Genomic DNA, 22,323 nt, shown 5'->3' on the forward strand with positions numbered 1-22,323 from the left:
CCCGGTCGGGCTATTCATTACGATTGTGCTTGCGTTCACAACGGCCAGCTTCAAGACGTTCATTGTGTCAGACAAGACGTGGGAAGCGTGCTTTATGCTAGGCGGCGCCGTGGCGTTCGCATGGTCCGCAAAAGCCATTTACCATAGCATAAGAGCCCCAAGCGAAAGCCGCGTTGTTGATCTTATAATAGGCGAACTGAAGCAACAGACGCAAACTATCGCATCCACGGCCGCGCAAGAGACGCAATCGTCGAAAGCAGCACAGAGCGTCGAAACAGTAGTTGCGCCGCGCAAAGCATCCGTCGAGAATGGCGGCGCTGAGTAACGCGTGGCTGTTGGTCGGCAACTGAACGCAGCGGATGATGGTGCGATGGGGTGGGGACCAACTACTCGCGGCGCAGGAAGTGCCGCTCCAGCGCGTCTAGCACGCGCAGGGCGCCGACGAGTTCCGCGAAGGTTTCGCGGTCGGCTCGGGTCTTGGCGGTCAGGTAGAGCTCCATCACGGAGCCCCAGAGCTCGGCGCGGCTGTACGGACGCGCCCCGGCGTGCGCGTCGAAGATGCGCAGCCGCTCGACGAGGTAGGAGAGGTCCTCCTCGGTCAGCACGCGGCGTGTCTCACGGTTGGTCATCGCCTCCACCTCCGGAGCTTCAGCGCGAGCGCTTCCCGCGCGATCCGCAATCGCGACGCCGCAGTCGACGGGTTCATCCTGCGGCGCTTGGCGTACTGGACGAGCGACTCCGGGCTGTCGACCGAGAGCAACGCGTCCCGCTGCCAGTCCGGCAGGCTGGCCATGGCGTCGAGCACCTCACGCGCCTCGATCTGGGCGTGCATGTCGATGCCGACAGGATCGCGGAGCAGCCCGAGCGGCGACGGATGCAGCACGGCGCGTCGCGCCCACGCGCTGTGCACGTAGTGCGAGGCGAGGCGCCAAGCGATGCCGTGCAGCCACTTCCGCAGCGCGTCGCGCGGCTTGTCCCGCGGGTCCGGGCGGTACATCCCCCGGCGGACGGCGTTCCAGGCGTTGAGCAACACCTCGGCCTCCACGTCGCGGCGGTCCCGCTTCGGGATACCCGCGAGCGTCGCCAAGATGATGCCGCGCTCCGCGAGGATCTCTGCCATCGTCGGTCGCTTCTGTTGATGATCGCGGCAATCCGCGGAGATTCGGTGAAGTTCACCGGTGAAATCCGCGCCCGGTGCCGGTGAAACCCGCACCCGACGCCGGTGAAGTTCACCGGTGAAGAGGCCGCTCAGTGCTTTTTGGTGCGGCGCTGCTTGGTGCGGATGGCACTCAGCTCCTTGGCTTCCTTGAGCCGGTAGCTCTCGGCCTCGATCTCGATCACCTCGGCCCGGTGCACGAGCCGGTCGACGAGCGTAACGACGCAGGCGGCGTGCGGAAAGACCTGGCCCCAGTCGGAGAAGGCCTTGTTCGTACTGAGCAGGATCGGCTTCTGCGCGTCGTAGCGACGGGTGACGACCTCGAATAGCAGGTCGGCGTAGCGGCCATCGTAGGAGAGATAGCCGACTTCATCGATGCAAAGAAGGGCTGGAACCGTGTAGCGGTGCAGCCGGCGCGCGAGCGCGGCCGAGGACTCCTGCGCGGCGAGGTCGGCAAGCATGTCGCTCGCGGTCGAGAAGCGGACCGTGTGACCGCGGACGACGGCCTGGTGGGCGACGTTCTTGAGGATCATGGTCTTGCCGACGCCGTTGGGGCCGACGAGCACGGCGTTGTGGCCGGTGGCGAGGAAGCCGGGAGCGAAGAGGTCGTCGACGGCCTCGCGGTCGATTTTCTTGGGCCAGGACCAGTCGAAGTCCGCCATGGGCTTGAAGGCGGCTACGCGGGAGTTTTTGAGGCGGCGATCGAGGCTGCGTTTTTGGCGCTCGCGCTCCTCAATGGCGAGCACCTCGCGAAGCCAGGGCTTTTCGGCGAGCTCCTCCCAGCAGGCCAGCAGACCAAACAGGCCGAGGCTTTTCAGGCGGGCCTTGGTCTCGGTGGGCGTTAGATCGGTCATGGCGTCGGGTCCTTCTTCAGGGCGTCGTAGGTGGCGAGCGAATGCGGCGTGACGACGAGGGCGGCGTGCTGGCCGCGCGTGACGGGGATCGAGACTGGAGGCGGCAGGTGGCGCTCGGAGCGCCGGCGGTCGATCACCTGGCGCACGGCGCCGACGTGAATGGTGTCGCGCTCGAGCACCTCGACGAGCGCCTCTTCGAGCTCGGCGGCGCCGACGGCGTCGAGCAGGTGCAGAAGCCGGGCGATGGCGCTGCCGACGTTGTCTCCGCGCTCGGCGAGGATGCGCAGGAATGCCTGGCTGCTGCGGGCGGCGCGGGCGAGGCGATCGAGGCCGCGATGCTCGCGGGCGCGGCGCTTCTCGTCGACCAGGCGCTGGATGTGCTCGGGTTGCTCGATCTGCTGGCCGCGGTCCCACGAGCGGACATGGGTCGCGACGATCTCGTTGCCGTCAGCGATGCGCACCTGTTCGAGGTCGGCGAGGACGACGAGCGTGCGGCTCGTCCGGTCGTGGGGAACAGAATAGTCGTTGAGATCGAAACGCGCGTAGGGGGTCTTTCCGATCTCGACCTCGACGCGCTCATGGGCTGGAAACGGCGTGTCGGGGTGCCCGAGCAGCACACGGCTCTCGTCGTCGAAGGCCTGCCGCACGGTGCGGGCGCGGTCCTCGACCCAGGAGCGATCGAGCGCTGCGGAGCTGGTCCACTCGGTCGCTTGTCGGTTGAGGTCGTCGAGATCGGTATAGGTCCGGGCCTCGAAGAATGCCTCGCGGACGTAGCGGATGGCGCGCTCGACGCGGCCCTTCTCGTTGCCGCGAGCGACGGCGACGGGGCGCGGCTCGAAGCGGTAGTGCGCCGACAGAGCCAGGAGCATGGGGTGGAACCGGATCGCGTCGCCGTGACGCTCCACGACAGCGCTCTTGAGGTTGTCGTAGAGCAGCACGCGCGGGACGCCGTCGATGTCGGCGAACGCCTCGACGTGCCCGCGAACGAAGAAGGGCATCGCTGCGCTGGGGAAGAAGCGCAGGAAGATCCGCCGCGAGTAGCTGAGCACCATGACGAACGCCCAGAGCGGGCGCAGCGCCCGGCCGACAGCCAGCTTGCCGAAGTGCGCCCAGTCGACCTGCGCTTGCTCGCCGGGCAGCGTGCGCAGCCGCTGGAATGCCTCTGCCGGCTTCTTGGGGCGGAGACGACCGATCACTCGGCGCAGATGATCGGGACCGCCCGGATAGCCGCGCTCCTTGAGCATGCCGAAGAGGCGACTCGAGCGCAGCGAGGGATACTTGCCGAGCTGCTCGACGATGAAGGGCACGAACGGGTCGACCATCGACGGGCGCGGCGCGACGACCTTCGGGTCGACGCCCGCTTGCCCGAGCACGCGCTGAACGGTGGTGTGGTGCAGCCCGAGCTGAGCGGCAATGGTGCCCACGGGCCACTTCTCACCGTGGTAGAGGCGCAGCACCTCGGCCTCCTTCTCTTTCGCGATCACCGCCGCCTCCCGTCACCGCGGAGGGCTTCGTGGGACGCGGGGAGCGCGTCGGTGAACAGCTGACCGAGCGCGCCGCTCGCGCAGGGCCCAGGGCGGAAGCCGCGCTCCGCAGAGCGAGCAGCGGCCGACATCTCGGATCCAATCGTCATTGTTGTCCTTTCGGCCGGGGGTGATCTCCGGCGCGAGCTGGGACATCGACGCGGCCGCGGCTTGTGTCACCCTGTGATGCGTCACTTTCTGCGCGGAGAACTTGTCCCGCTGCCGGTCCCGATACCGGGCCTGGCGAGCGGCATGGAGGCGGCGAGCGCGAAGCTGCGTCTGGTAGGCCGCGCCGGCGCGGCGGAGCGACTCACGACGCTGGAGCGGGCGGCAGTCGGGGCAGAGGCGCTGGCCGCGATCGCAGCGACGGCAGAGGCGAAGCTGGACGCGGCAGCGGGCGCAGTGGGCGAGGCGGTAGGCGGACGAAGGCAACGGGCTCCATGACGCCGCTTTCTGGACCTGGAGCCCGGCTTGTGATGAAGGTGGGGGACTCCGGCAACGCGGAGCTCCAGAAGGCCCGAGGGTGGCAGCCCTCGGGCCTTCGACTTTTCGGCGGGCGTAACGTCTACGCCGCGGAGGCGAGCGTGGCCCAGATCGGCGTGGGGACCGGCGGTGAACGGTGAACGCCGCCGATCATGGGGCCGCGGTCTTCACCGATCGGACGCGGGACGCGATGCTCACCGACAGCTTCCGGGGATGTCGTGCGGCAGGCGGGCGTCCGGCCCCCTTCCGCCGGGGCTTCACCCGCTCCTCCCGCAGGTTGGGCAGCGGTCAGCTGCGACGGGGCGGCCTAGGAGGCGCTCGATGGTGGTTCCAGCGGCCCGCGCGGCCCGCATGGCGGTGCCGGGCGACCCGGCGAACTGGCCCGAGGCGATCGCGCGGATCGAACGGGTCGGCATGCCCATCACCTCGGCAAGGCATGCCCACGTGCCGTACGCGGCACGCAGGTTCTTCAGCGCCGCCCGGAGGCGCTTGCGCTCGGGTTCGGTGAGGGAACGGGTGACGAAGGAGCGGCGCCGTGTAGGTACACGTCCGCCTTGCCCACCGTCGGGTGGGATCAGGTATAGCTGCACTGTCGGACTCCGGGATGAACGGGGTTCGGCCACGCAGCCCGGTCGGTTGGCGCCGACGCGGGCTGCACTACTTCCGGCCGAACTTAGCCCGTCAGTGCGGGGCCGGAGTCAAAGTGCGGCACTCAGATCCAAAGTGCAGCACTACCCGTATCCGGTTGTGCCGGGGCAGCTGAGCTGCCTACCTGGGCCCGGATCCGGTCGTGCGGGAGTAGCTGAGCTTGCGTTCCGGCACCGTATCCGGTTGTGCCGGGGCAGCTGAGCTTGCGTTCCGGCACCGTATCCGGTTGTGCGGGGGCAGTTGAACTCGCGTTCCGGCACCGGATCCGGTTGTGCGGGGGCAGCTGAGCTGCTTGCCTGGGACCGGATCCGGAGTCGGGCATGATTCGGGCGCCGACGAGCGGTGCTCAGGCTGGGCGCGTATTCGCGACCGAGCTTGCAACCAATGCAGCACAGGTGGGGCAAGAATCTTCGCGGGATTCTCAACTCCGGGACGGCGCCAGGCGGCGATCTGGAACGGCCGCGTTCGAGGTGTGGAACAACGAGGCGGCATCGCGCCGCACCTCGCGCGCGCCGGCCGCCTCCAGCGACGCCATTACCCTCTCGGACGTCACCAGCGCCCGCGGGTACTGCTGAGATCGCCCGCTCGTAATGGTTGCGTGCCGAAGCGCCTCGGAGGCCTCGGCAAGATGCGAGAGGTGGCCCGGCCATCGTGTCGCGGAACGACGTGGAGGCGGGCGCGATCGATCAACGATACGGTCCCTGGCGCGGCGCCTCACCATCGAGCACCGACACGTCCACGTGCTCGTCGAGCCCCTCGATGTCCTTCACGTGCCACTCGACCAGCATGCAGCCCGCGCAGATGTACGCCTCGAGCTTGCCGACCCTCCGGCTCCTCCAGACGCTCGGCTGCGCGATGGCGAGCACGCTCCCCCCGTTGGCGTCCGCGTCGAGGACCTTGGGCGCGTGGAGGATCTTCCTCGCGCCGCACGCGGGGCAGCGGAGCTCGTCGCGCATCGACGCGGATCGCCGCTCGAGCAGCGCCTGGACCTCGCGCTCGAGCCGCCCGACCCGCTCCTCGAGGGAGCGCTCCGCCGGCGCGCTCGCGGCGTGGGGCTCGGTGACGGGAGCCGCGACGGGCGCGCTCGCGGCGCGGGGGAGCCGGGCGCCGCAGCCCAGGCACGAGACGTGGGCCTCCGGGTTCGAGCGGCCGCACGTGGGGCAGTACATGCCGACAGGATACGGGCGATTTCCCGCGGAGCGAGCAGCAGGAAGGCCCGATCTCACGCCACCAGGATCTCCACGGCCACGAGCCGGTCCTCGCGTGTCCCGTCACCGACCTGCCCGTACGGGTTCCAGCCCCAGCACCACACCGTGCCGTCGGCTCGCGCCGCGCAGGCATGCCCGCGTCCCGCCGCGATCGCGTGCACCTCGCCGGGCGGTGAGGATGGGAAGTTGTCGCTTTTTTCTTCCTAAGCCCTGGACGCGGCACCGTCCTCGGTGATGGCGCCTTTCGCCTTCCCTCGGGTGCAGCTCGGGGCGGAGCGGCAGGTCGGCCTCGATCCGCCGTGGCAAGCGCGGATCACCACCCACGTGGCGAAGGTGCGCGCGCGGATCGAGCCGGGCGTCGTCGTCGCGGGTCGGGCTTGTGGAGCCCGGAAAGCTCTTTAGAGATCCATCGAGGCCGCCGTCGTTGTGGGGCTGATGCAACGGGGGTGGAGCGACGAGAGTCTCATGAAGCTCCTGCGAGCTTTTCTCTTGCAGTTGGCACTTCGGCCAGCTCTGGGGCATGAGAAACAGAAGTTCCGGTCCAGTGAGGCCGGGGAGATAACGGAGTAGGTGACATGCGCAAATTCATTGTTGAATTCATTCCCTGCCTGCTCCTCACCCTGGCCGCGGTAGCGTCTGGCTGCGGCGCCGACGCTGCCTCTCCAGTCGATGGCACCCTGCCCATGGAGCCCCAGTCCTCCGTGCCGACCGCGAACCGCTGCGGGTACGACCTTGCCCTTGCCGCCAGTGCCTTTGCCGCGCCCCAAGCGGAGACTGTCAACGTTGCCGATAACTGTTTTCACCCGAGCAGCTGCGGTATAGCTTGGTCCGGAAAGTGTGATGACTACTGCGGCACGCGCGGCTTCTCTCACATGACGGGCGATGGCTGCAGGTGGCCCAGCAAGAGGTGCTGCTGCATCAGGCGCTAAGCAACGGCCCGCTCCTCCACTCGGTGACCCATTACTCTACTCGGTGACCTGCCCCCCCCCAAGCTCCACCCAGGTAGATATAGGTATATGAATGCGTGTCCAGGACATGAGATCTTCACTGCGACCGCCGGTGTGGTTCGGGCTTGCCACCGGTTCGACACTCTTGCGCTCCAAGCCGCTGAACAGCCCCAAGGTGTAGAGCGCGAATGCCTCGCGGCGTTGGGGGTGCCCGAGAATCTCGCCAAGGCCATCGATATATTGTCGAAGCCGCTCCTCCGCAGCGGCGTCCATGATGTGCTCCATGGCTCCAAGGGCTACGTCGTGTCAGCGGCCTGTCTACCCGGGCACTGTCGAAAGGCTCCTGGCTTGCGCGAGAATCCCGACCGGAGGCCTCGAGCGCGGTCCCGCCGCGTCGGCCTCGGGGGAGATTTCGCGGCGGGCGCCTCTTGCAAGAGGCCCGCGCCCAAGCGCGCATCGACCACCCGAGCGCTGCAAGGTCTACGAGGTCGGCGAGGTCGCGGGCAAAGCGTGCATCGCGATGCAGCTCGTGCGTGGCCGGAGGTTCGACGAGGCGGCGAGCGAGATGTCGCTGCCCGCAAAGGTGCGGGCGATGCGCGCGGTGGCCGAGGCGCAGAGGCTCGGCATCGTGCACCGCGATCTGAAGCCCTCGAACCTGCTGATCGAGCCGGTCGAGGACGGGAGCTTCCACCCGGTGGTCGTCGACTTCGGCCTCGCCTGCGAGGCCGAAGTCGAGCAGAGCCTCACCGAGGCCGGGGCGCTCCTGGGCACGCCCGCGTACATGGCGCCCGAGCAGGCGCGCGGCCAGGTGCACGGCGCCGACCAGCGCTCGGACGTCTACGGCCTTGGCGCCACGCTCTACCAGCGTGGCGCTGGGGCGCACACCGAGCGGGCTTGCCGGTAGCCGGGGTCGAGGCGTACTCGGCATCAGCCCCCTGGGTGCTGCTCGAAGATGGCCGACTCGCTCGGTTGTAGGGGATAGCGGTACAGCGTTCGTTCAGCGGCGACCTTCCGCGCTCAAGCTGACAGGCGGGCAGCAGGCCGCGCCCGTACCCCGTGCGGCTCTCCGGCGATCGCCCCGCGTCAGACCCCCGTCGCCAGCACGGTGACGGGGGTGGTCGGGAAGACGCGCTCGCGAGCGCCATCGAAGCGCACGCGGACGACGTTGCCCGGCGAGAGCTTCCGGAGAGACTCCTCGCCGGCGAGGAGGGTCTCCTGGTCGACGAAGGCCGGACTGCCGTCGTCGGGGACGACCTCGAAGACGACCACGACGAGGAAGCCATTTTGCTTCACGAACTCCCGCACCACCGAGCAACGGAGGACGCGCCCGCGGCCGAGGGAGCCGAACGATGCGACCAGGGTGGAGGTGAGGTGCCGCAGGAACCGCGCGAGCTGTAGAATCGCGAAGAGGCCCCCCGCCGCGACGAGCGCCAGGTACGCCGGCGACTCGACTGCCTGTGTTGCGGCCCAGGCGGCGATCCCGGCGCCCCCGAAGACGAAGACCGCGTGGAGGAAGAAGCCGAAGCCGTTGATCGGCATGTGACGGACGAGCGTCCAGTAGGCCGAGAGGAACACGCTCTCCACGGCCCGCTCGGCTTCGTCTCTGGACACGGATGCTGCCTGCGCATAGTGGGCAATGGCCTCGTCGCGCTTGCCGTCGACGAGCAGCTGCTTGACGCGCTCGATGTCGTCCGTCGAGACGCTCTGCGCCCTGATTTGCGCGACGGCGGCGCCGGTGGCGGGCCGCTCGACGAAGAGACTCGTGTTGCAGAAGATGCAGATGACGTTGCGCAGCCCCGGCTCGACGGAGAGCGGCGCGCCGCAGTTGGGGCAAGAGGTCATCGAGAGCAGCAGGCTCATGCGCGGGGAAGCCTACCTCAGACCTCGCCTGGGCTCGAGCGTGGCGCGAACCCTCGTGACCGTCAACACGCCGCCAGGCTCACCTACGGGCGCGAGCGCGCTCGCCCCTCTGGTATCGCCGGCAGACCGAGCAACCGCCCGATCGCATCGTGAACCACCCGGGCCGCCTCCTCATCCCTGAGGGCTATCGCGCGGCTCAGGGGGCCGGCGAGCGACGCAACCACGGCGGATCGAGGCGACGGATCGACCGCCGCTAGCTCCCCGGGCCCAGGGCTCGGCGGTTGGGGCCATGCCTCTTGAGAGGGGCGATCCGTCGTCACGCTCTCCCCAGATCCCCGGGACGCGACAGATCGCGACGGTTCGCCCCCGCGGAACAGTCCCGCCAGAAACACCGGTTGACGCGGCGCGATCACCCCGAACATCGCCGCGGTGCTGCGCGGCGAGAAGGCTCCCGACGACGCGCTGGCCCGCGAGCTGCGCGCGATGGGGCTCCTCTGCGTCAGCGCGCGCGCCGGTAGTGCATCGCCACCGCGCCGCAGCGGAGCGGCTTGGCCGAGACCAGATCGAGCCGCCGGGTGGCGGGCAGCCCGCTCTGGTACAGGGTCGGGCCGTGGCCGGCGAGCCTGGCGTGGACGAGGAACCTGTACTCGTCGATGAGATCCAGCCGATCCAGCTCGGTCGCGAGCTTGCCGCTGCCGAGGAGCACGCCGGCCGGGATCGCGTCCTTGAGCTTCTGCACGCCCACGCGCAGATCGCCGGCGATGTGGTGGCTGTTGGTCCACGGGAAGTCCTTGCGCGTGGACGACACCACGTACTTCGGCTTGGTCTCCAGCTTGACCGCCCACGCGCGTATCGCCGGAGGCGCCTCCTCGTCGCCGCGGGCGACCGCCGGCCAGTAGCTCTCCATCATCTCGTAGGTGACGCGGCCCCACAGCATCGCGCCGCTCTCGTCCATGAGGCGGGTGAAGAGGGCGTGCGTCTCGTCGTCGGCGATCCCCTCCTGGTGGTCGACGCAGCCGTCCAGGGTGACGTTGATGGCGAAGGTCAGCAGTCCCATGCGGCGAGTCTCCTTCGGAGCGAGGCATCGGTCAATGTTCCGGTATTGCGCCGCGCACCGCGAGGCTCTCGGCTTTGTCACCTCGCAAGACGCTCGAGTCCGTGGTGTCGCAAAGCACAGGCCCAATCTGACGTCCTGGCAAGATGTGCAGCCGCGGGGATTCCTGAGTCCCCCCTGCACTAGGGAAGGAGAGATCCATGGCCGAACGTCTGGCGAGTCGATCGATGTCCTTCAGCGCAAGGGCGGTGGCTCCGAGCGAACCTCGTTCGCGCCACGACCCTCCATGACGGCGAACGCCCCCTTGGCCTCGTCCCATTCGAAGAGCTCGGCCTGACGGACGTCATAGAACCAGCCGTGAAGCTCGATTTCACCGCTCGCGAGCCGGTCGCGCACCAGCGGAAACCGCCGGAGGTTGTCGAGCTGGCGCACGATCACGGCGCGCGCCGCCTCATCGACGTCGGCGTACCCCGACAGATCGCCCGACGCCTCCGGGATCTCCGCGAGCCAGCGCCTGAGCGTCGGCAGCTCGTCAGGCACCTCTCCGCTCTTCGCGGCCTTCACGGCGCCGCAGGACGAGTGCCCGCAGATCACGATATTGCGCACGCCCAGCACGCCGACCGCATATTCGACCGCCGCTCCCTCGCCCGGCCGCGTCGACTCGCCCGGGGGCGGCACCATCGCGCCGAGGGCGCGCACGATGAACAGATCGCCCGGGTGCGTGCCCGTGAGCATCGATGGCGTGATCCTGCTGTCGACGCACGTCACGAAGAGCGTATGAGGGTGCTGCCCGTCGGCGAGCTGGTCGAAGAGCGGCGTGTAGTGCTCGCGCACCTCGATCCGGAACCGCTCGAGGTTCGCGACCACCTGCGCGCGCATCTCGAACGCGCGCGCTCGCCCGAGGATCGCGTCGACGTCGCGGTCCGTGATGGCCAGGCGTCCGTCGAGGATCTTCCTGCGATCGGCCGCGAGCAGCTTGTCTCGGCAGGCCGGGGAGGCGCCGAGCACGACGACGCGGACGCCGCGATCGAAGAGCTCGGTCACGAGAGCGAGGAAGCGCTCGCAGCCGGTCAGGTCCATCACGAGCACGCCGCGGATATCGAGGATCACGTCCGCCGTCGGGTCGAGCGCGGCCAGGCGCCGGCGCGTCTTTTCGAGCTCGAGCACCACGAGGAACGTGATGGGGCCGCTGAAGTTGACCTGGTGCGGGGCGCCCGCGCTGCCCTGGTGGACCGCCGCGCGGAAGCGAGCGATTCGCCACAAGGCCAGCGCCAGCGTCGCCAGGAGCCCGGCCTCGATCCCGCGCAAGAGGCCGCCGAAGATCATCACGAGCGCGGTCGCCACGAGCACCACCGCCCCGGAGCGCGAGACGCGATAGACCGCGACGAGCGGCCGGAAGTCGAGGAGCGGCGCGGCGATCGCGATGACGACGCCGGCCAGCGCGGCGAGCGGCACGGAGCGATCGACCAGCAGGACGACCGCGACGAGCGCCGCCCCGACGAGGGCATGAAAGAGCGCGGCGGCGCGGTGGACGCCGCCCGCGGCGCGCAGCACGGACGAGCGGGCGATGGACCCGGCCGCCGGGACGCTGCCGAGCAGCGACAGGACGATGTTCGCGAGCCCGTAGCCGATCATCTCCTGATCGAGGTCGGGCCGCGCGCCGGGCACGCGCTCCTCTTCGGCGCTCGCCGAGAGCAGCGTCTCCATCGAGGCGAGCGCGAAGAGGACGAGCGCGGCCCGACCGAACTGCGCCACGCCGTGCGCGGGCTCGCCGGGCCACGGGCCGAGCGGCAGCGCGAACGGCATATCGGACAGCGTGGGGAGATCCAGGTGCGCTCGTCGTGTGACCCAGGTGCACGCCGCGATCGCGAGCAGCGCGACCGGGGCGCGCCGCGCGTAGCGGGCGCCCAGCCACGTGGCCGCGCCCGCGAGCATGGCCATCGCGAGCGCCGGGGCGCGCGCGCCGCCGAGGTTGGCGCCGATGTGGTCGAGCGCGCGCAGCGGGTCGAGGTCCGCGGGCGCCGCGAGCCCGAGCGCGTCGGGCAGGCTCTGGATGACGAGCAGCGCGCCGAGGCCGAGCACGAAGCCGTGCACGACGGAGAGGGGCACGAGGCGAGCGAAGCGGCCGACCCCGAGCACCCCGACGACGAGCTGAGAGAGGCCGCACATCGCGCCCGCGAGCGCGAGGGGCGCCGCCCCGTAGTCGCGGGCGACGTCGGCGAGCGCGAAGCCCATCGCGAGGCCTGGCCCGGCGAGGCCGAGCGTCGTGCCGCCGAAGAGCGCGACCACGGCGCTGCCGACGACGGCGCAGGTCAGCGCGGCCGCAGGGGGGAGCCCGGCGTGGTGCGCGGCGAGCAGCGCGAGCGCGAACGAGGGGCCGAGGGCCGCGGCGCCCGCGATGACGTCGCTCCACCGCGTCGCGCGGCGAGACGCCTCGCGCCATGCCGGGAGGAGCGCGCGCAGGCCGAGATCTGGCCGCGGCATCAGCAACGGCCTCGGCCGATCGCCCATGGCGCGCAGGATGCCCGGAAGGATGCGCCGGGTGGAAGGTCGAAGTGCGCTCGCGGGTCGGCGTCTCCGATCGGCTCGCGCAGGTGAGCGTCGACGAGGGCGGCAATCCTTGGAGCTCCTGCGCGGAGGGCCACGTCCCGCGGCGTAGACAGGCCATGACGAGCTTCAGATACGTTTGAACTTTCTGCTCCTGATGCAGAAGGTCTCCGGGGTTGCGGCCGGGGACGCCGAGCTTTTTTGTCGAAGAATTTTTGACCCGTTCGACCCACCGCTGCCCACCGGGAAGGATGCTGGCGACGTGGGGCCTCCGACGTCGTCCCGTGCGGGTTCGATGGCTTCTGGCGGTCGGGAAAAGGGGCGAGACATGATGGCTTATCGGCGGATGGTGGTGGCGGTGTCGGCGTGCGTGACCCTCGTGGCGGCGACCGCGTGTGCAGGAGGGGCCAGCGACGCTGGTGACGCTGCCTCCCACGGCTCCGGGACGGTGAGCGGCGGCGCCGGGACGGCGAGCGGCGGCTCCGGGACGGCGAGCGGCGGCTCCGGGACGGCGAGCGGCGGCGACTTCGGGCAAGATCCTTCTTTCGGCGAGATCGGGGGTAGCTCGGGCGGTGACCCGAGCTCGGGCGACGACCCGTGCGGCAGCGATCTCATCGCGATCGCCCGCGACTTCAAGGACACGCACCCTGATTTCGAGGCGGGCCGGTTCGGGAGCGACCGGGGCCTCGTGGAGGCTCAGCTCGGCGCGGACGGCAAGCCGGTGTATGCGGGCGACAGCGAGGGCACGCGGACCACGACCGGCAAGGAGGCCTTCGATCAGTGGTTCCGCGACGTGGCCGACGTGAACACCGCCGTCCAGATATCGATCCCGCTCGCCGACAACGGGAATGGCACGTCCACGTACGACAGCACCGACTTCTTCCCGATCGACGACATGGGGTTTGGCAACGAGGACCGGAGCCACAACTACCACTTCACGCTCGAGCTCCGCACCAAGTTTGAATACGAGGGCGGCGAGGTGTTCACCTTCTCGGGCGACGACGACCTCTTCACCTTCATCAACGGCCACCTCGCGATCGATCTGGGCGGTGTTCACAGGCCGGAGAGCGCGACCATCGACCTCGACGCGCGCGCCGAGGAGTTCGGCATCACGCCGGGCAACAGCTACACGCTCGACTTCTTCTTCGCCGAGCGCCACACGACCGAGTCGAACTTCCGCATCGACACGTCGATCGGTTGCTTCACCCCGGTCGTCAACTGAGCTCGGTCGCCCGCTGACCCCCCTCGGTGGTGCACGTCGCGAGCTTGTGTCCGCAAGCGCGCAGGAGCCCGCGCGGCCGCCTCTCCTCACTTCGGCCCGGCGGGGCTCGCCCCGACTCCCCCTCGCCTCCTCGCCTCGACTCCCCCTCGCCTCCTCGCGTCAGGTGCGCGTGATGGAGAGGCCGCCGTCGACCAGCGCGGCGGTCCCGGTGACGAAGGAGACGTCGTCCGAAGCGAAGTAGAGCACGGAGCGGGCCACCTCCTCCGGGGTCGCGACGCGCTTGAGGGCGTGGAGGCTCGTGATGAACGCCTGCGACTCCTTCGTGCTGTTCACCTCGTGGTACATCGCGGTGTCGACGGCGCCCGGTAGGATCGCGTTGACCCGCACGCCTTGCGGCCCGAACTCGGCGGCGAGGGCCTGCGTCAAGCCGATCAGGCCGGACTTGCTCGCGGCGTACGCGGTGGTGCCCGGGAACGCGACGGTGTAGCCGACGAAGGTCGAGGTGAAGATGACCGACCCTCCGCCGTGCTTCAGCATCGCAAGGATCTGGTGCTTGGCGCCGAGGAACGCGCCGGTGAGGTTCACGGCGAGGGTGTCGCGAAAGGCGCCTGTCGAAGTCCGTCGTCAGCGAGCGCCTGGCCGAGCTCGAGAAGAGCGTGGGCGCGCGCCTCATCCACCGCACCACGCGCAAGCTGTCGCTCACGGAAGATGGGGCGGCGTTCCTGGAGCGGGCGGTCCGGATCGTCCGCGAGGTCGAGGACGCGACCGCCGATCTCGCCGCGCGGCGCGGCACCCTGGCGGGCCCCCTCCGGCTGTCGGCGCCGGTGACCTTCGGGCGCATGCACCTCGGCCCGGCGCTCTACCCCTTCCTTTTACAGCACCCGAGGATCGAGCTGACGCTCGATCTGGATGACCGGCGCGTGGACGCCGCCGCCGCCGGCCACGACGCGGTGGTGCGGCACGGGCCCATCGTCGACTCGCGCCTCGTGGTCTGGCGCCTTGCGCCGAGCCAGCGCGTCCTCGTCGCTTCGCCGGATTACCTGGCGCGCCACGGCGCGCCGGCGTCCATCGCCGAGCTGGAGACGCATCGGGGCATCTTCTACACGAACCGCGGCATCGCCGACTGGCGCTTCCCGGGGCCGGACGGCGCCGTGCTCGTGCGGGCGCGCGTCGGCCTCCGCGTCAACAACGGCGACATGATGCGGGACGCCGCCGTCGCCGGCCTCGGCGTCGCTCTTCTGCCGATGTTCATCGTGGGCGCGGCGCTCAGGGCAGGTGAGCTGCGCGTCATCGACGTCGGCGCCCAGCCCGAGCCCGAGTTCATCTTCATCGCGCACACGGAGGGGCGGCGCCCCTCGGCCAAGCTCCGCGCGCTCGCCGACCATCTCGTCACCGCCTTCGGGACGCCGTACTGGGACGAAGACGTGGGAGGGAAGAAGGGCTCTCCCGCGAAGCCGAAATGAACCCGGGAGGCTGACGGCTCTTACCGGCGGACGGGAGGCCGCAGTCCGTCCATGAGGAGGTCCAACAGGCGACTGGCAAGAGCTTCTCGCTGGGGCTTGGGGGCCACCGTGAAGATGCCGATGAGGCTCGCGGCGATGTCTTCGGCGGTGACGTCTCGGCGGAGGTCGTCCACCGCGCGGCCGGCGTCGAGGATCGCGGTGATGGCCGCGAGCAGCTCGATTCGGGTCTGGTCGTGGGCGATCTCGCCTGTCTCGATCATCGCCAGCAGCGTGTCGAGCATGCCGAGGCGGAGCTGGCCTCGGTCAGGTCGCCGCTGCGGCGCCGGCGAGGCGGGGGAGCCCGGCGCACCAGTCGAGCACCTCGGCGAACCGGCGCGTGATGAGGACGCCGAAGAGCGGATCGCGCGCGAGCTTGGCCTGGGTGGTCGCCGGGCTCGAGAGGCCGCAGAGGAAACGCGCCGCCTGGCGAGGATGGCCCAGGGCGCCCGCGTGCGCCGCGCGCAGGGCCGTGAACGCGGCGACGTCGAGCCCCACCGGCATGGGCGGCGCGTGCGCCGGCTCCGGCAGCGTCACGGCGACGCCGGCGCGGCAGAAGGTGCAGCGCCCGCACGCGGCGTCGAGGCGCTCGCCGAAGTACGCGGCGAGCGCGGCGGCGTGACAGCGCTCCGAGGTGAGCAGCTCGATCACCTGCCGCACGCGCCCGATCTCGGCGTCCTCGCGCCTCGCGAAGCGCGCGAGGAGCTCGCCGACGAGGGCGCCCGCGTCGTCCGTCGAGGCGACGCGCACGAAGCGGTGCCGGATGTCCGACACCTTGAGCTCCGCGAGCCCCTGCCGCTCGAGGTACTCGAGCGCGCGCACCACCCGCTCGCGCGGCTGCTCCAGCGCGGCGGCGGCGGCGGCCGGGTCGATCGCGTACAGGACTCGCCCCTTCTTCGCATGGCCGAAGAGCGCCTCGAGGAACCGCGCCGGCTCGCCCTTCACCGACGCGATGACCTCCTCGAGCCTGCGGTGGAGCCGCACCTCGTAGCCGGCGTAGTACGGCGTGAGCTGCCGGACCGCGCCCATCAGCTCGAGGTAGGTCAGCGCGGTGCGGAGCACGAGCGGCCGGACGTCGTGGCGCGTTCCCAGCGCGTGCAGGCCGAGCTCCACCTGGGGCGCGGCGAGCACGGCGCCGACCACCCCGTGGAGCGCGTCCTCGGTCGGCGTGTCGCCGTAGGCGAAGTTCTCGAGGACCGGCAGATCGTCGCCGCACACGAAGACCTCGACCACCGAGCGCGCCTGATCCCTGCCGGCGCGGCCGATCTCCTGACTGTAACTCTCGAGGCTCTTCGGGAGATTGTAATGGTCGACATAACGCACGTCGGGCTTGTCGATCCCCATCCCGAACGCAATGGTGGCGACGACGATGCCGCGGTCGCTCTGCATCCAGTCGTCCTGCACGCGCGCGCGCTCCGCCGCCTCCATCCCGGCGTGGTACGCGCGCGCCGGCAGCCCCGCAGAAGCGAGCTCCTCGGCCACGTGCTCGGCGGTCTTCTGGAGCGTGACATAGACGATGGTGGAGCCGGGCGGCCGGGATCGCAGGCGCTCGATCAGGACCCGGTCGCGCGCGGTCGCGCTCACCGCCGTCGCGCGGAGCTCGAGGTTCGGCCGGTAGAAGCCGGTGATGACCGTGTGCTCCTCGCGGATGCCGAAGGTGGCGCAGACGTCGCGCACGACCCCGGGCGTCGCCGTGGCCGTCAGCGCGAGCACGCGCGGCACGCCGAGCGCCCGGGCGGTGTCCGCGAGCCTCAGGTAGTCGGGGCGGAAGTTGTGTCCCCACTCGGAGATGCAGTGGGCCTCGTCCACCGCGAAGATGGCGATCTTGAGCTCTTTCAGCAGCGCCATGAACCGCTCGCTCACGAACCGCTCGGGGGCGACATAGAGCAGCTTCGTCTTGCCCGAGCGCAGATCCCTGTGCGCCTCCGCCGCGTCGTCGGCTGACAGCGACGAGTCGAGCCGGACCGCGGCGATGCCGCGCGCGCTGAGGAAATCGATCTGATCCTTCATCAGCGCGATCAGCGGAGAGATGACGATCGTGACCCCGTCGAGCAGGAGCGCGGGGAGCTGGTAGCAGAGCGATTTGCCGCCGCCTGTCGGGAAGACCGCGAGCGCGCTGTGGCCCGAGAGCAAGGCATCCATGACCGCGCGCTGGCCCGGGCGGAGCTCGCGGAAGCCGAACCGCGCCTCGAGGACGTCGAGCAGATCGGGGCCGGATGGTGTGGGCTGGTTCAAGGGGGCATCCTACACCTCGCTCGCGCCGAGGAACACAGCGACAAGCCCGGGTCAGTGAGCGGCTCTCCCGCGGAACCGACATCACCGATATCAGCCCACGCGGCGCTCGTCTCGCCGGCCTGGAGCCCTCGGCACGACGCTCGGCCATGTGAAGGCGAGCTCACCGCCCACCGGCAGCTGGTTCCACAGAGGCGCCAGCTCTTCGAGCCGGACGACGACGCGATCGACTCGCCGGGCATCTTCGCCCGAGAGCGACGCGCGCGGCGCGGGCCGCGAGGCATCCGGGCGCTGCCCCTGGCGGCGCCTCCAGATCAGGTCGCAGGCGGCGGCGAGGCGCTCCGACGTGACCATGTCGTGCTGCCTGCCCTCGTCCGCGTTGCGAAGCGATGTCTCCCGGCGCAGCTGCTTGCGCCGCTCGCGCGCCCGTTCGCGCGGGCTCCGGTCGCCCGGCGCGGCCGAGATAAAGGTGCCGCCGCCGCTCGCGGCACGACCGAAGACGCCCGACGTCAAGCCGAGCTCGGCCTCCACGACGTAGTGGACGAGGTCGTGCGGAATGTGGTCGTCGAACCCAGGCGCCGGATCCATCGCCTGGGGCTGCTTGCCGGCGACCTCCACGACGACGGCGTACCGCCGCTCGCCGGTGCGTCGAAAGATAACGTCCATGATGAGAGAACAGGATAGCACCTTCGCGTCCGAAGACAACCTGCGACCTTATCCTGGTGACGTTCATGGCGGCGATGGGTCCCGTCGCGACGGACGGCGCACTTCGGTATTGATCAGAAGCCTGCCAATCTACCGCGCCTCTGCAAACGGCCTCGACGCGTCAGCCGAAGCACGGCTAGAACGGCAAACCTGATCGATGTTCTGGAGCGCCGAGGCCGGGAGCACGACCGCGGGCGGCTTGGCTGCCCACGATGAGCATCATGGACACGCTCAGCTACGTCCGGTATCACTAACCCATGAGAGCCGCCCGACGGGAACGGTATGGCACACCGGAAGTCATCCGGATCGAAGACGTGGCAGTGCCCACGCCGGCCGATGACCAGCTGCTGGTTCGGGTCCACGCAGCCACGGTGAACCGCACCGACCTCGCGTTGCTCTCGGCTCACCCGTTCATCATGCGGTTCGTGACCGGTCTTCGCAGGCCGAGGACCAGGACGCTCGGTATCGACTTCGCGGGGCGGGTGGAGGCGGTCGGCGCGAGCGTCAGCGGGTTTGCGGTCGGCGACGATGTCTGGGGGATCAACGACCTCGGGGTCGGGTCTCACGCGGAGTACCTCGTCATCTCTGGAGATGACTCGGTCGCGCGCATGCCCACCGGCCTGAGCTTCGAAGAGGCCGCAGCCTCGCTGGAGGGCGCCTGGTATGCTCACAGCATCCTCGAGCGAGCGGCCTTCGAGAAGGGGCGACGCGCGCTGATCAACGGGGCTACCGGGGCGATCGGATCCGCGCTCCTGCAGATGTGCGTGTACCGGGGCGCCACCGTGACCGCGGTGGGGAACACCAGGAACCTGGAGTTATTGAGGTCGCTGGGGGCCGACAGGGTCATCAACTACGAGGAAGCGGACTTCACCCGGGACGAGCAGGCTTATGACTACGTGTTCGACACGGTCGGAAAGAGCACGTTTGGCGCCTGCAAGCGCTTGTTGACCCCGAGGGGCGTGTACGTCTCCTCGGAGCCCGGACCTGGCTGGCAGAATCCAATCCTGGCGCTGATCACGCCCGCGCTCGGCCGACAGCGGGTCGTGTTCCCGATACCCGTCGACCGAAAGGCGTTTCTGGCGGTGATGGGCCGGCTCGTTGCCGAGCGCCACGTTCGGCCCGTCATTGACCGTACCGTGACCCTGGATGCGATCCAGGAGGCCTATGCCTACGTCGCGTCCGGACAAAAGACGGGGAACGTGGTGCTGAAGCTCATCCCGTGAGAGGCCTTCGTTCGGTCCAGGCTAGCTGACCGCTCCGGTGCCACCGGCAGCCCGAGCAGGCGACCGATCGTCTCGTGAACGACCCGGGCCGCCATCTCATCAATGGCGGTGATTCCCGTAGCTTTTTCGATGTTCTGGAGCGCCGAGCACGTCGTTCAAGCGAGAAATTAGCCGCCAAGGCGCCACGAGACGCCATGAGACTAATACAAATATCTTGGCGTCTCATGGCGCCTTGGCGGTTCGAAATTTCTGCGATTTTCAGGCGATTTCAGCCTGTTGGTCGCACTAGCTGCGGGGCGCTTCACCGCGTGTCGAGCGCGGCCCAAAGATTTCGGCGTGCGCCAGGTCGTAGTCCGGATCGCCGACCCGCTCGTCATCGAACGCCAGATCGAACCACGCCTCTCGGTCTACCCAGCTTGGCCCCAGATCAAAGCGTTTGAAGTACGCGATTCGACCATCGAGAGGAAGCGCCCTGAAATGCGCGAGGAACGCTTTCATGCACGCAGCCCCGTCCAGCGTATGCCAGAAGAAGCTGTCCTTCTCGGCGTAGACGAGGAAGTCGACGCCCCGCGCGTCGAGCTCCCGCCGATCGAACTGGAGAGGGAAATGGTAGCAGAGCCACGGCGCGAGAGGCTCGGCCGCACGCTTGGAGAACTCTCGTTCAGCAATGAGCGTCAGAAGCTCACGCTTGTATTCATCCAGGTATTCTCGGAACGCCTCCGCGCCTCTCCCCTTCGCCTGCGGGTCGCCTTTCGAACGCCTCTCTCTCTTGAACCAAGACATGGTTTCTCGCTGTCTTTCCTGGGCTCGGGTCAGGCTGGTCGCTCGCGCCACTCGGGCAGCTGCGCCTCGTGCGAGCCCCTCGCGGAGAAGGGGCTCGCCGAGCTCCCCGCTCGGAGAGCGCGACCGCTTTTCTGACACGAGGGGCGGGAAATCGCCCGTATCCTGTCGGCATGCACTGCCCCACGTGCGGCCGCTCGAACCCGGAGGCCCATGTCTTCTGCCCGGGCTGCGGCGCCCGGCTCCCCCGCGCCGCGAGCGCGCCCGTCGCGGATCCCGTCACCGATCCCCACGCCGCGAGGGCGCCGGCGGAGCGCTCCCTCGAGGAGCGGGTGGGGCGGCTCGAGCGCGAGGTCCAGGCGCTGCTCGAGCGGCGATCCGCGTCGATGCGCGACGAGCTCCGCTGCCCCGCGTGCGGCGCGAGGAAGATCCTCCACGCGCCCAAGGTCCTGGACGCGGACGCCAACGGGGGGAGCGAGCTCGCCATCGCGCAGCCGAGCATCTGGAGGAGCCGGAGGGTCGGCAAGCTCGAGGCGTACATCTGCGCGGGCTGCATGCTGGTCGAGTGGCACGTGAAGGACCTCGAGGGGCTCGACGAGCACGTGTCGGCGCTCGATGGTGAGGCGCCGCGGCAGGGACCGTATCGTTGATCGATCGCGTCCGCCGGAGGTGACGTCCGAGGGGGTCAAGGCGTCGCTGGTGGCTGCCGGCGCGCGCGAGGTGCGGCGCGATGCCGCCTCGTTGTTCCACGCCTCGAACGCGGCTGTTCCAGATCGCCGCCTGGCGCCGCTCCGGGTAGCGCAGCATACTCTGGGCGCGATTCTTGAGCCGTCGCGGGCGGATTTCGTACGCTCGCCTCCGGGCCTGCCGCTCCGGCTGCCCCTTCACCGGTTTCAGCCTGGTGCCCCCATGGGTCTGCTTGGAGATGCCGTCGCCGAGCTCGGCACGACGCAATCACAAGCCCTGTCGCTCTGATCGCTTCTGATGGCTGACGAGCGCTGGCTCCTGGCGGAGGCGGACTCCGTCGGCGCGAACGATCGTCTGAACAGAATCATGATGTGGAGGCAGAATGAAGAAGAGAGAACTTGGTCATCCGCTTGGTCTCGTGGTGTGCGCGGGCGCCGCGCTCGGCCTCTCCACGGGCTGCTCGATTGAAGGCGCGTCCGACGAGACGCTCGATGCATTGGGGTCGCATTCGTCCGCGATCATCGGCGGCGAGCTCGCCGAGGCGAGCCCCTGGGCCGTGCAGCTCTACGACGTGCGGAGCACGGGCGACTTCTACCAGTGCACAGGCACCCTCGTCGCGGCGCGCTGGGTGCTCACCGCGCAGCACTGCATCGCGGACGAGGGCGAGACGTCGGCCGTGCGCGTCGGCAGCAACACGTACGGCAGCGGTCAGCGCATCGAGGTCGACGCCGTCGAGGTGCCCTCGGCCGCGGCCGACATCGCGCTGCTCCACCTGACCGAGGACGCCGATGGCCCGTTCGTCCAGCTCGCCGGGGCGACGTCGACCTGGATCGGCAGCGACGCGACGGCCTACGGCTGGGGGAGCGAGGGCACGCCGCTGGTGATGGCGCCGTCGCTCAAGAAGGCGACCATCAACATCAACGGCTGGCACTCCGTCGAGGAGCTCAAGGCGAACGGCGTGACGGGCGCGGGCTGGAGCGGCGACTCCGGTGGCCCGTGGTTCGTCGACGGGTATCAGGTCGCCGTGTTCTCGGCCACGAACGGGCAGAACGGCTCGAACCTGCACGCGACGGTCACCGGCGTCGACGTGGCGCGCCACCGCGCCTGGATCGACGCCACCATCGCCGGCGGCCCCACCGTCCACCCCAGCAACCAGGTCGTGCTCTACGATCTCTCGAACTTCTCCGGCATCTCGCAGGGCCTCGGGATCGGCCACCACAACCTCTCGGACTTGACGGTCATCGGCGACAACCGCGCGAGCGCCATCAAGGTCCCCGCCGGGCTCCGGGTCACGGCCTTCATCCACCACAACTTCGGGGGCGAGGTGCGCATCTTCACCTCGGACACGGACCTCTTGGCCGCGGGCTTCAACGACGCGATCTCGAGCCTCGTCGTCTCGAACGCCTCGGACCCGCAGCTCGACGTCGTCACCTTCTACAAGAACGCCAACTACTCGGGCGACTCGATGATCTACGGCGTCGGCTCCAGCTACTTTATCAGCAGCCCATGGGACCAGGCGGTCAGCTCCGTCCGCGTCCCCCCCGGCTTCCGGGTGACGCTTTACGACGGGCTCTGGCGGTACTCGGCCGAGGAGCGCGTCTTCACGGCAGACGCGAACCTCGCCGCCCACAACTTCGACGACAAGGCCCGGAGCTACCTCGTCGAGCGCTTGTAGGAGCGAGCGCGCGGAATGGA

General features: G+C 69.4%; 20 protein-coding genes and 3 pseudogenes. 8 read left to right on the top strand and 15 right to left on the bottom strand.

Features of this window, described 5'->3' with window-relative positions; genetic code table 11:
• Positions 1–386: 386 nt before the first annotated feature.
• The 4 genes from WMF22_RS49710 to istA form a co-directional block, all read right to left on the bottom strand.
• Positions 387–629 carry a hypothetical protein gene (locus tag WMF22_RS49710; RefSeq protein ID WP_438034302.1) on the bottom strand — a complete coding sequence of 81 codons (243 nt, stop codon included), beginning with the start codon at positions 627–629 and terminating at the stop codon, positions 387–389.
• Positions 626–1,120, bottom strand: coding sequence for an RNA polymerase sigma factor (locus WMF22_RS49715; RefSeq protein ID WP_438034303.1), 495 nt, complete (start codon positions 1,118–1,120; stop codon positions 626–628). The genes WMF22_RS49710 and WMF22_RS49715 overlap by 4 nt, the downstream gene beginning before the upstream one ends.
• Before the next feature lie 128 nt (positions 1,121–1,248).
• Positions 1,249–2,010 (bottom strand): ATP-binding protein, encoded by a 762-nt coding sequence (locus WMF22_RS49720; protein WP_438032200.1) that lies wholly within the window; start codon positions 2,008–2,010, stop codon positions 1,249–1,251.
• The gene (gene istA, locus WMF22_RS49725) at positions 2,007–3,494 is read right to left on the bottom strand and encodes an IS21 family transposase (RefSeq protein ID WP_438032199.1); all 1,488 of its coding nucleotides are present in this window, start codon (positions 3,492–3,494) and stop codon (positions 2,007–2,009) included. The genes WMF22_RS49720 and istA overlap by 4 nt, the downstream gene beginning before the upstream one ends.
• Before the next feature lie 515 nt (positions 3,495–4,009).
• Here istA and WMF22_RS49730 point away from each other — a divergent pair.
• Positions 4,010–4,156, top strand: coding sequence for a hypothetical protein (locus WMF22_RS49730; protein ID WP_438032198.1), 147 nt, complete (start codon positions 4,010–4,012; stop codon positions 4,154–4,156).
• A 1,194-nt stretch (positions 4,157–5,350) separates the two neighbouring features.
• Here the strand turns inward: WMF22_RS49730 and WMF22_RS49735 are convergent.
• From WMF22_RS49735 to WMF22_RS49745, 3 genes are all read right to left on the bottom strand, one after another.
• Positions 5,351–5,833, bottom strand: coding sequence for a hypothetical protein (locus WMF22_RS49735; RefSeq protein ID WP_437296843.1), 483 nt, complete (start codon positions 5,831–5,833; stop codon positions 5,351–5,353).
• Between the two features lie 53 nt (positions 5,834–5,886).
• Positions 5,887–6,033 carry a hypothetical protein gene (locus WMF22_RS49740; protein ID WP_437296844.1) on the bottom strand — a complete coding sequence of 49 codons (147 nt, stop codon included), beginning with the start codon at positions 6,031–6,033 and terminating at the stop codon, positions 5,887–5,889.
• 804 nt (positions 6,034–6,837) lie between these two features.
• Complete coding sequence (locus WMF22_RS49745; RefSeq protein ID WP_438034304.1) at positions 6,838–7,104, bottom strand: hypothetical protein; 267 nt, start codon at positions 7,102–7,104, stop codon at positions 6,838–6,840.
• A 235-nt stretch (positions 7,105–7,339) separates the two neighbouring features.
• Between WMF22_RS49745 and WMF22_RS49750 the strand changes: the two genes are divergently transcribed.
• A complete protein-coding gene (locus WMF22_RS49750; RefSeq protein WP_437296847.1) occupies positions 7,340–7,723 on the top strand; it encodes a protein kinase domain-containing protein in 384 nt (127 codons plus the stop codon).
• Positions 7,724–7,902: 179 nt separating this feature from the next.
• Here the strand turns inward: WMF22_RS49750 and WMF22_RS49755 are convergent, their stop codons facing one another.
• From WMF22_RS49755 to WMF22_RS49765, 3 genes are all read right to left on the bottom strand, one after another.
• Positions 7,903–8,679, bottom strand: coding sequence for a hypothetical protein (locus WMF22_RS49755; protein ID WP_437296848.1), 777 nt, complete (start codon positions 8,677–8,679; stop codon positions 7,903–7,905).
• Positions 8,680–9,178: 499 nt separating this feature from the next.
• Positions 9,179–9,736 (bottom strand): dihydrofolate reductase family protein, encoded by a 558-nt coding sequence (locus WMF22_RS49760; RefSeq protein ID WP_437296849.1) that lies wholly within the window; start codon positions 9,734–9,736, stop codon positions 9,179–9,181.
• A gap of 231 nt (positions 9,737–9,967) precedes the next feature.
• A complete protein-coding gene (locus WMF22_RS49765; RefSeq protein WP_438034305.1) occupies positions 9,968–12,217 on the bottom strand; it encodes a bifunctional SulP family inorganic anion transporter/carbonic anhydrase in 2,250 nt (749 codons plus the stop codon).
• Positions 12,218–12,608: 391 nt separating this feature from the next.
• On the opposite strand from WMF22_RS49765, the gene WMF22_RS49770 reads away from it, so the two are divergent.
• Positions 12,609–13,502: a fibro-slime domain-containing protein gene (locus WMF22_RS49770; RefSeq protein WP_438034306.1), complete on the top strand. Its 894-nt coding sequence runs from the start codon at positions 12,609–12,611 to the stop codon at positions 13,500–13,502.
• A gap of 159 nt (positions 13,503–13,661) precedes the next feature.
• On the opposite strand, the pseudogene WMF22_RS49775 reads toward WMF22_RS49770, so the two are convergent.
• Positions 13,662–14,105 (bottom strand): annotated as a pseudogene (locus tag WMF22_RS49775) (SDR family oxidoreductase); the annotation flags it as partial.
• Here WMF22_RS49775 and WMF22_RS49780 point away from each other — a divergent pair.
• Positions 14,099–14,965 (top strand): annotated as a pseudogene (locus WMF22_RS49780) (LysR substrate-binding domain-containing protein); the annotation flags it as partial. The pseudogenes WMF22_RS49775 and WMF22_RS49780 overlap by 7 nt on opposite strands.
• A gap of 20 nt (positions 14,966–14,985) precedes the next feature.
• Here the strand turns inward: WMF22_RS49780 and WMF22_RS49785 are convergent.
• The 3 genes and pseudogenes from WMF22_RS49785 to WMF22_RS49795 all read right to left on the bottom strand — a co-directional run bounded on the left by WMF22_RS49785 (position 14,986) and on the right by WMF22_RS49795 (position 17,899).
• Positions 14,986–15,438, bottom strand: coding sequence for a hypothetical protein (locus WMF22_RS49785; RefSeq protein WP_438037348.1), 453 nt, complete (start codon positions 15,436–15,438; stop codon positions 14,986–14,988).
• A 124-nt stretch (positions 15,439–15,562) separates the two neighbouring features.
• A pseudogene (locus WMF22_RS49790) lies at positions 15,563–17,236 on the bottom strand (RecQ family ATP-dependent DNA helicase); the annotation flags it as partial.
• A gap of 90 nt (positions 17,237–17,326) precedes the next feature.
• Positions 17,327–17,899, bottom strand: a complete 573-nt coding sequence (locus WMF22_RS49795) for a hypothetical protein (RefSeq protein ID WP_437296853.1) — start codon at positions 17,897–17,899, stop codon at positions 17,327–17,329.
• A 296-nt stretch (positions 17,900–18,195) separates the two neighbouring features.
• Here WMF22_RS49795 and WMF22_RS49800 point away from each other — a divergent pair, with 296 nt between their 5' ends.
• Entirely contained in the window at positions 18,196–19,161 is a 966-nt protein-coding gene (locus tag WMF22_RS49800; protein ID WP_437296854.1) for an NAD(P)-dependent alcohol dehydrogenase, read from the top strand.
• A gap of 285 nt (positions 19,162–19,446) precedes the next feature.
• Here the strand turns inward: WMF22_RS49800 and WMF22_RS49805 are convergent, their stop codons facing one another.
• Positions 19,447–19,944, bottom strand: coding sequence for a hypothetical protein (locus tag WMF22_RS49805; RefSeq protein ID WP_438034307.1), 498 nt, complete (start codon positions 19,942–19,944; stop codon positions 19,447–19,449).
• A gap of 170 nt (positions 19,945–20,114) precedes the next feature.
• On the opposite strand from WMF22_RS49805, the gene WMF22_RS49810 reads away from it, so the two are divergent.
• The 3 genes from WMF22_RS49810 (at position 20,115) to WMF22_RS49820 (ending at position 22,303) form a co-directional block, all read left to right on the top strand.
• Positions 20,115–20,591 (top strand): double zinc ribbon domain-containing protein, encoded by a 477-nt coding sequence (locus tag WMF22_RS49810; RefSeq protein ID WP_438034308.1) that lies wholly within the window; start codon positions 20,115–20,117, stop codon positions 20,589–20,591.
• Positions 20,592–20,610: 19 nt separating this feature from the next.
• Entirely contained in the window at positions 20,611–20,916 is a 306-nt protein-coding gene (locus WMF22_RS49815; protein ID WP_438034309.1) for a hypothetical protein, read from the top strand.
• A gap of 94 nt (positions 20,917–21,010) precedes the next feature.
• Positions 21,011–22,303, top strand: coding sequence for a S1 family peptidase (locus WMF22_RS49820; RefSeq protein ID WP_438034310.1), 1,293 nt, complete (start codon positions 21,011–21,013; stop codon positions 22,301–22,303).
• The last annotated feature ends 20 nt before the right edge of the window (positions 22,304–22,323 follow it).

It is taken from the genome of Sorangium sp. So ce204 (assembly GCF_051526795.1).
GTDB lineage: Bacteria > Myxococcota_A > Polyangia > Polyangiales > Polyangiaceae > Sorangium > Sorangium cellulosum_B.

What these genes read in the sequence shown, in the direction of transcription:
- WMF22_RS49715 (WP_438034303.1), bottom strand. Translation starts at nt 1,120, where the DNA reads ATGGCAGAGATCCTCGCGGAGCGCGGCATCATCTTGGCGACGCTCGCG.
- WMF22_RS49805 (WP_438034307.1), bottom strand. Translation starts at nt 19,944, where the DNA reads ATGTCTTGGTTCAAGAGAGAGAGGCGTTCGAAAGGCGACCCGCAGGCG.
- WMF22_RS49820 (WP_438034310.1), top strand. Translation starts at nt 21,011, where the DNA reads ATGAAGAAGAGAGAACTTGGTCATCCGCTTGGTCTCGTGGTGTGCGCG.
- WMF22_RS49730 (WP_438032198.1), top strand. Translation starts at nt 4,010, where the DNA reads ATGAAGGTGGGGGACTCCGGCAACGCGGAGCTCCAGAAGGCCCGAGGG.
- WMF22_RS49810 (WP_438034308.1), top strand. Translation starts at nt 20,115, where the DNA reads ATGCACTGCCCCACGTGCGGCCGCTCGAACCCGGAGGCCCATGTCTTC.
- WMF22_RS49755 (WP_437296848.1), bottom strand. Translation starts at nt 8,679, where the DNA reads ATGAGCCTGCTGCTCTCGATGACCTCTTGCCCCAACTGCGGCGCGCCG.
- WMF22_RS49795 (WP_437296853.1), bottom strand. Translation starts at nt 17,899, where the DNA reads ATGGACGTTATCTTTCGACGCACCGGCGAGCGGCGGTACGCCGTCGTC.
- WMF22_RS49745 (WP_438034304.1), bottom strand. Translation starts at nt 7,104, where the DNA reads ATGGAGCACATCATGGACGCCGCTGCGGAGGAGCGGCTTCGACAATAT.
- WMF22_RS49770 (WP_438034306.1), top strand. Translation starts at nt 12,609, where the DNA reads ATGATGGCTTATCGGCGGATGGTGGTGGCGGTGTCGGCGTGCGTGACC.
- WMF22_RS49735 (WP_437296843.1), bottom strand. Translation starts at nt 5,833, where the DNA reads ATGTACTGCCCCACGTGCGGCCGCTCGAACCCGGAGGCCCACGTCTCG.
- WMF22_RS49710 (WP_438034302.1), bottom strand. Translation starts at nt 629, where the DNA reads ATGACCAACCGTGAGACACGCCGCGTGCTGACCGAGGAGGACCTCTCC.
- WMF22_RS49765 (WP_438034305.1), bottom strand. Translation starts at nt 12,217, where the DNA reads ATGCCGCGGCCAGATCTCGGCCTGCGCGCGCTCCTCCCGGCATGGCGC.
- WMF22_RS49800 (WP_437296854.1), top strand. Translation starts at nt 18,196, where the DNA reads ATGAGAGCCGCCCGACGGGAACGGTATGGCACACCGGAAGTCATCCGG.
- WMF22_RS49760 (WP_437296849.1), bottom strand. Translation starts at nt 9,736, where the DNA reads ATGGGACTGCTGACCTTCGCCATCAACGTCACCCTGGACGGCTGCGTC.
- WMF22_RS49750 (WP_437296847.1), top strand. Translation starts at nt 7,340, where the DNA reads ATGCAGCTCGTGCGTGGCCGGAGGTTCGACGAGGCGGCGAGCGAGATG.
- WMF22_RS49720 (WP_438032200.1), bottom strand. Translation starts at nt 2,010, where the DNA reads ATGACCGATCTAACGCCCACCGAGACCAAGGCCCGCCTGAAAAGCCTC.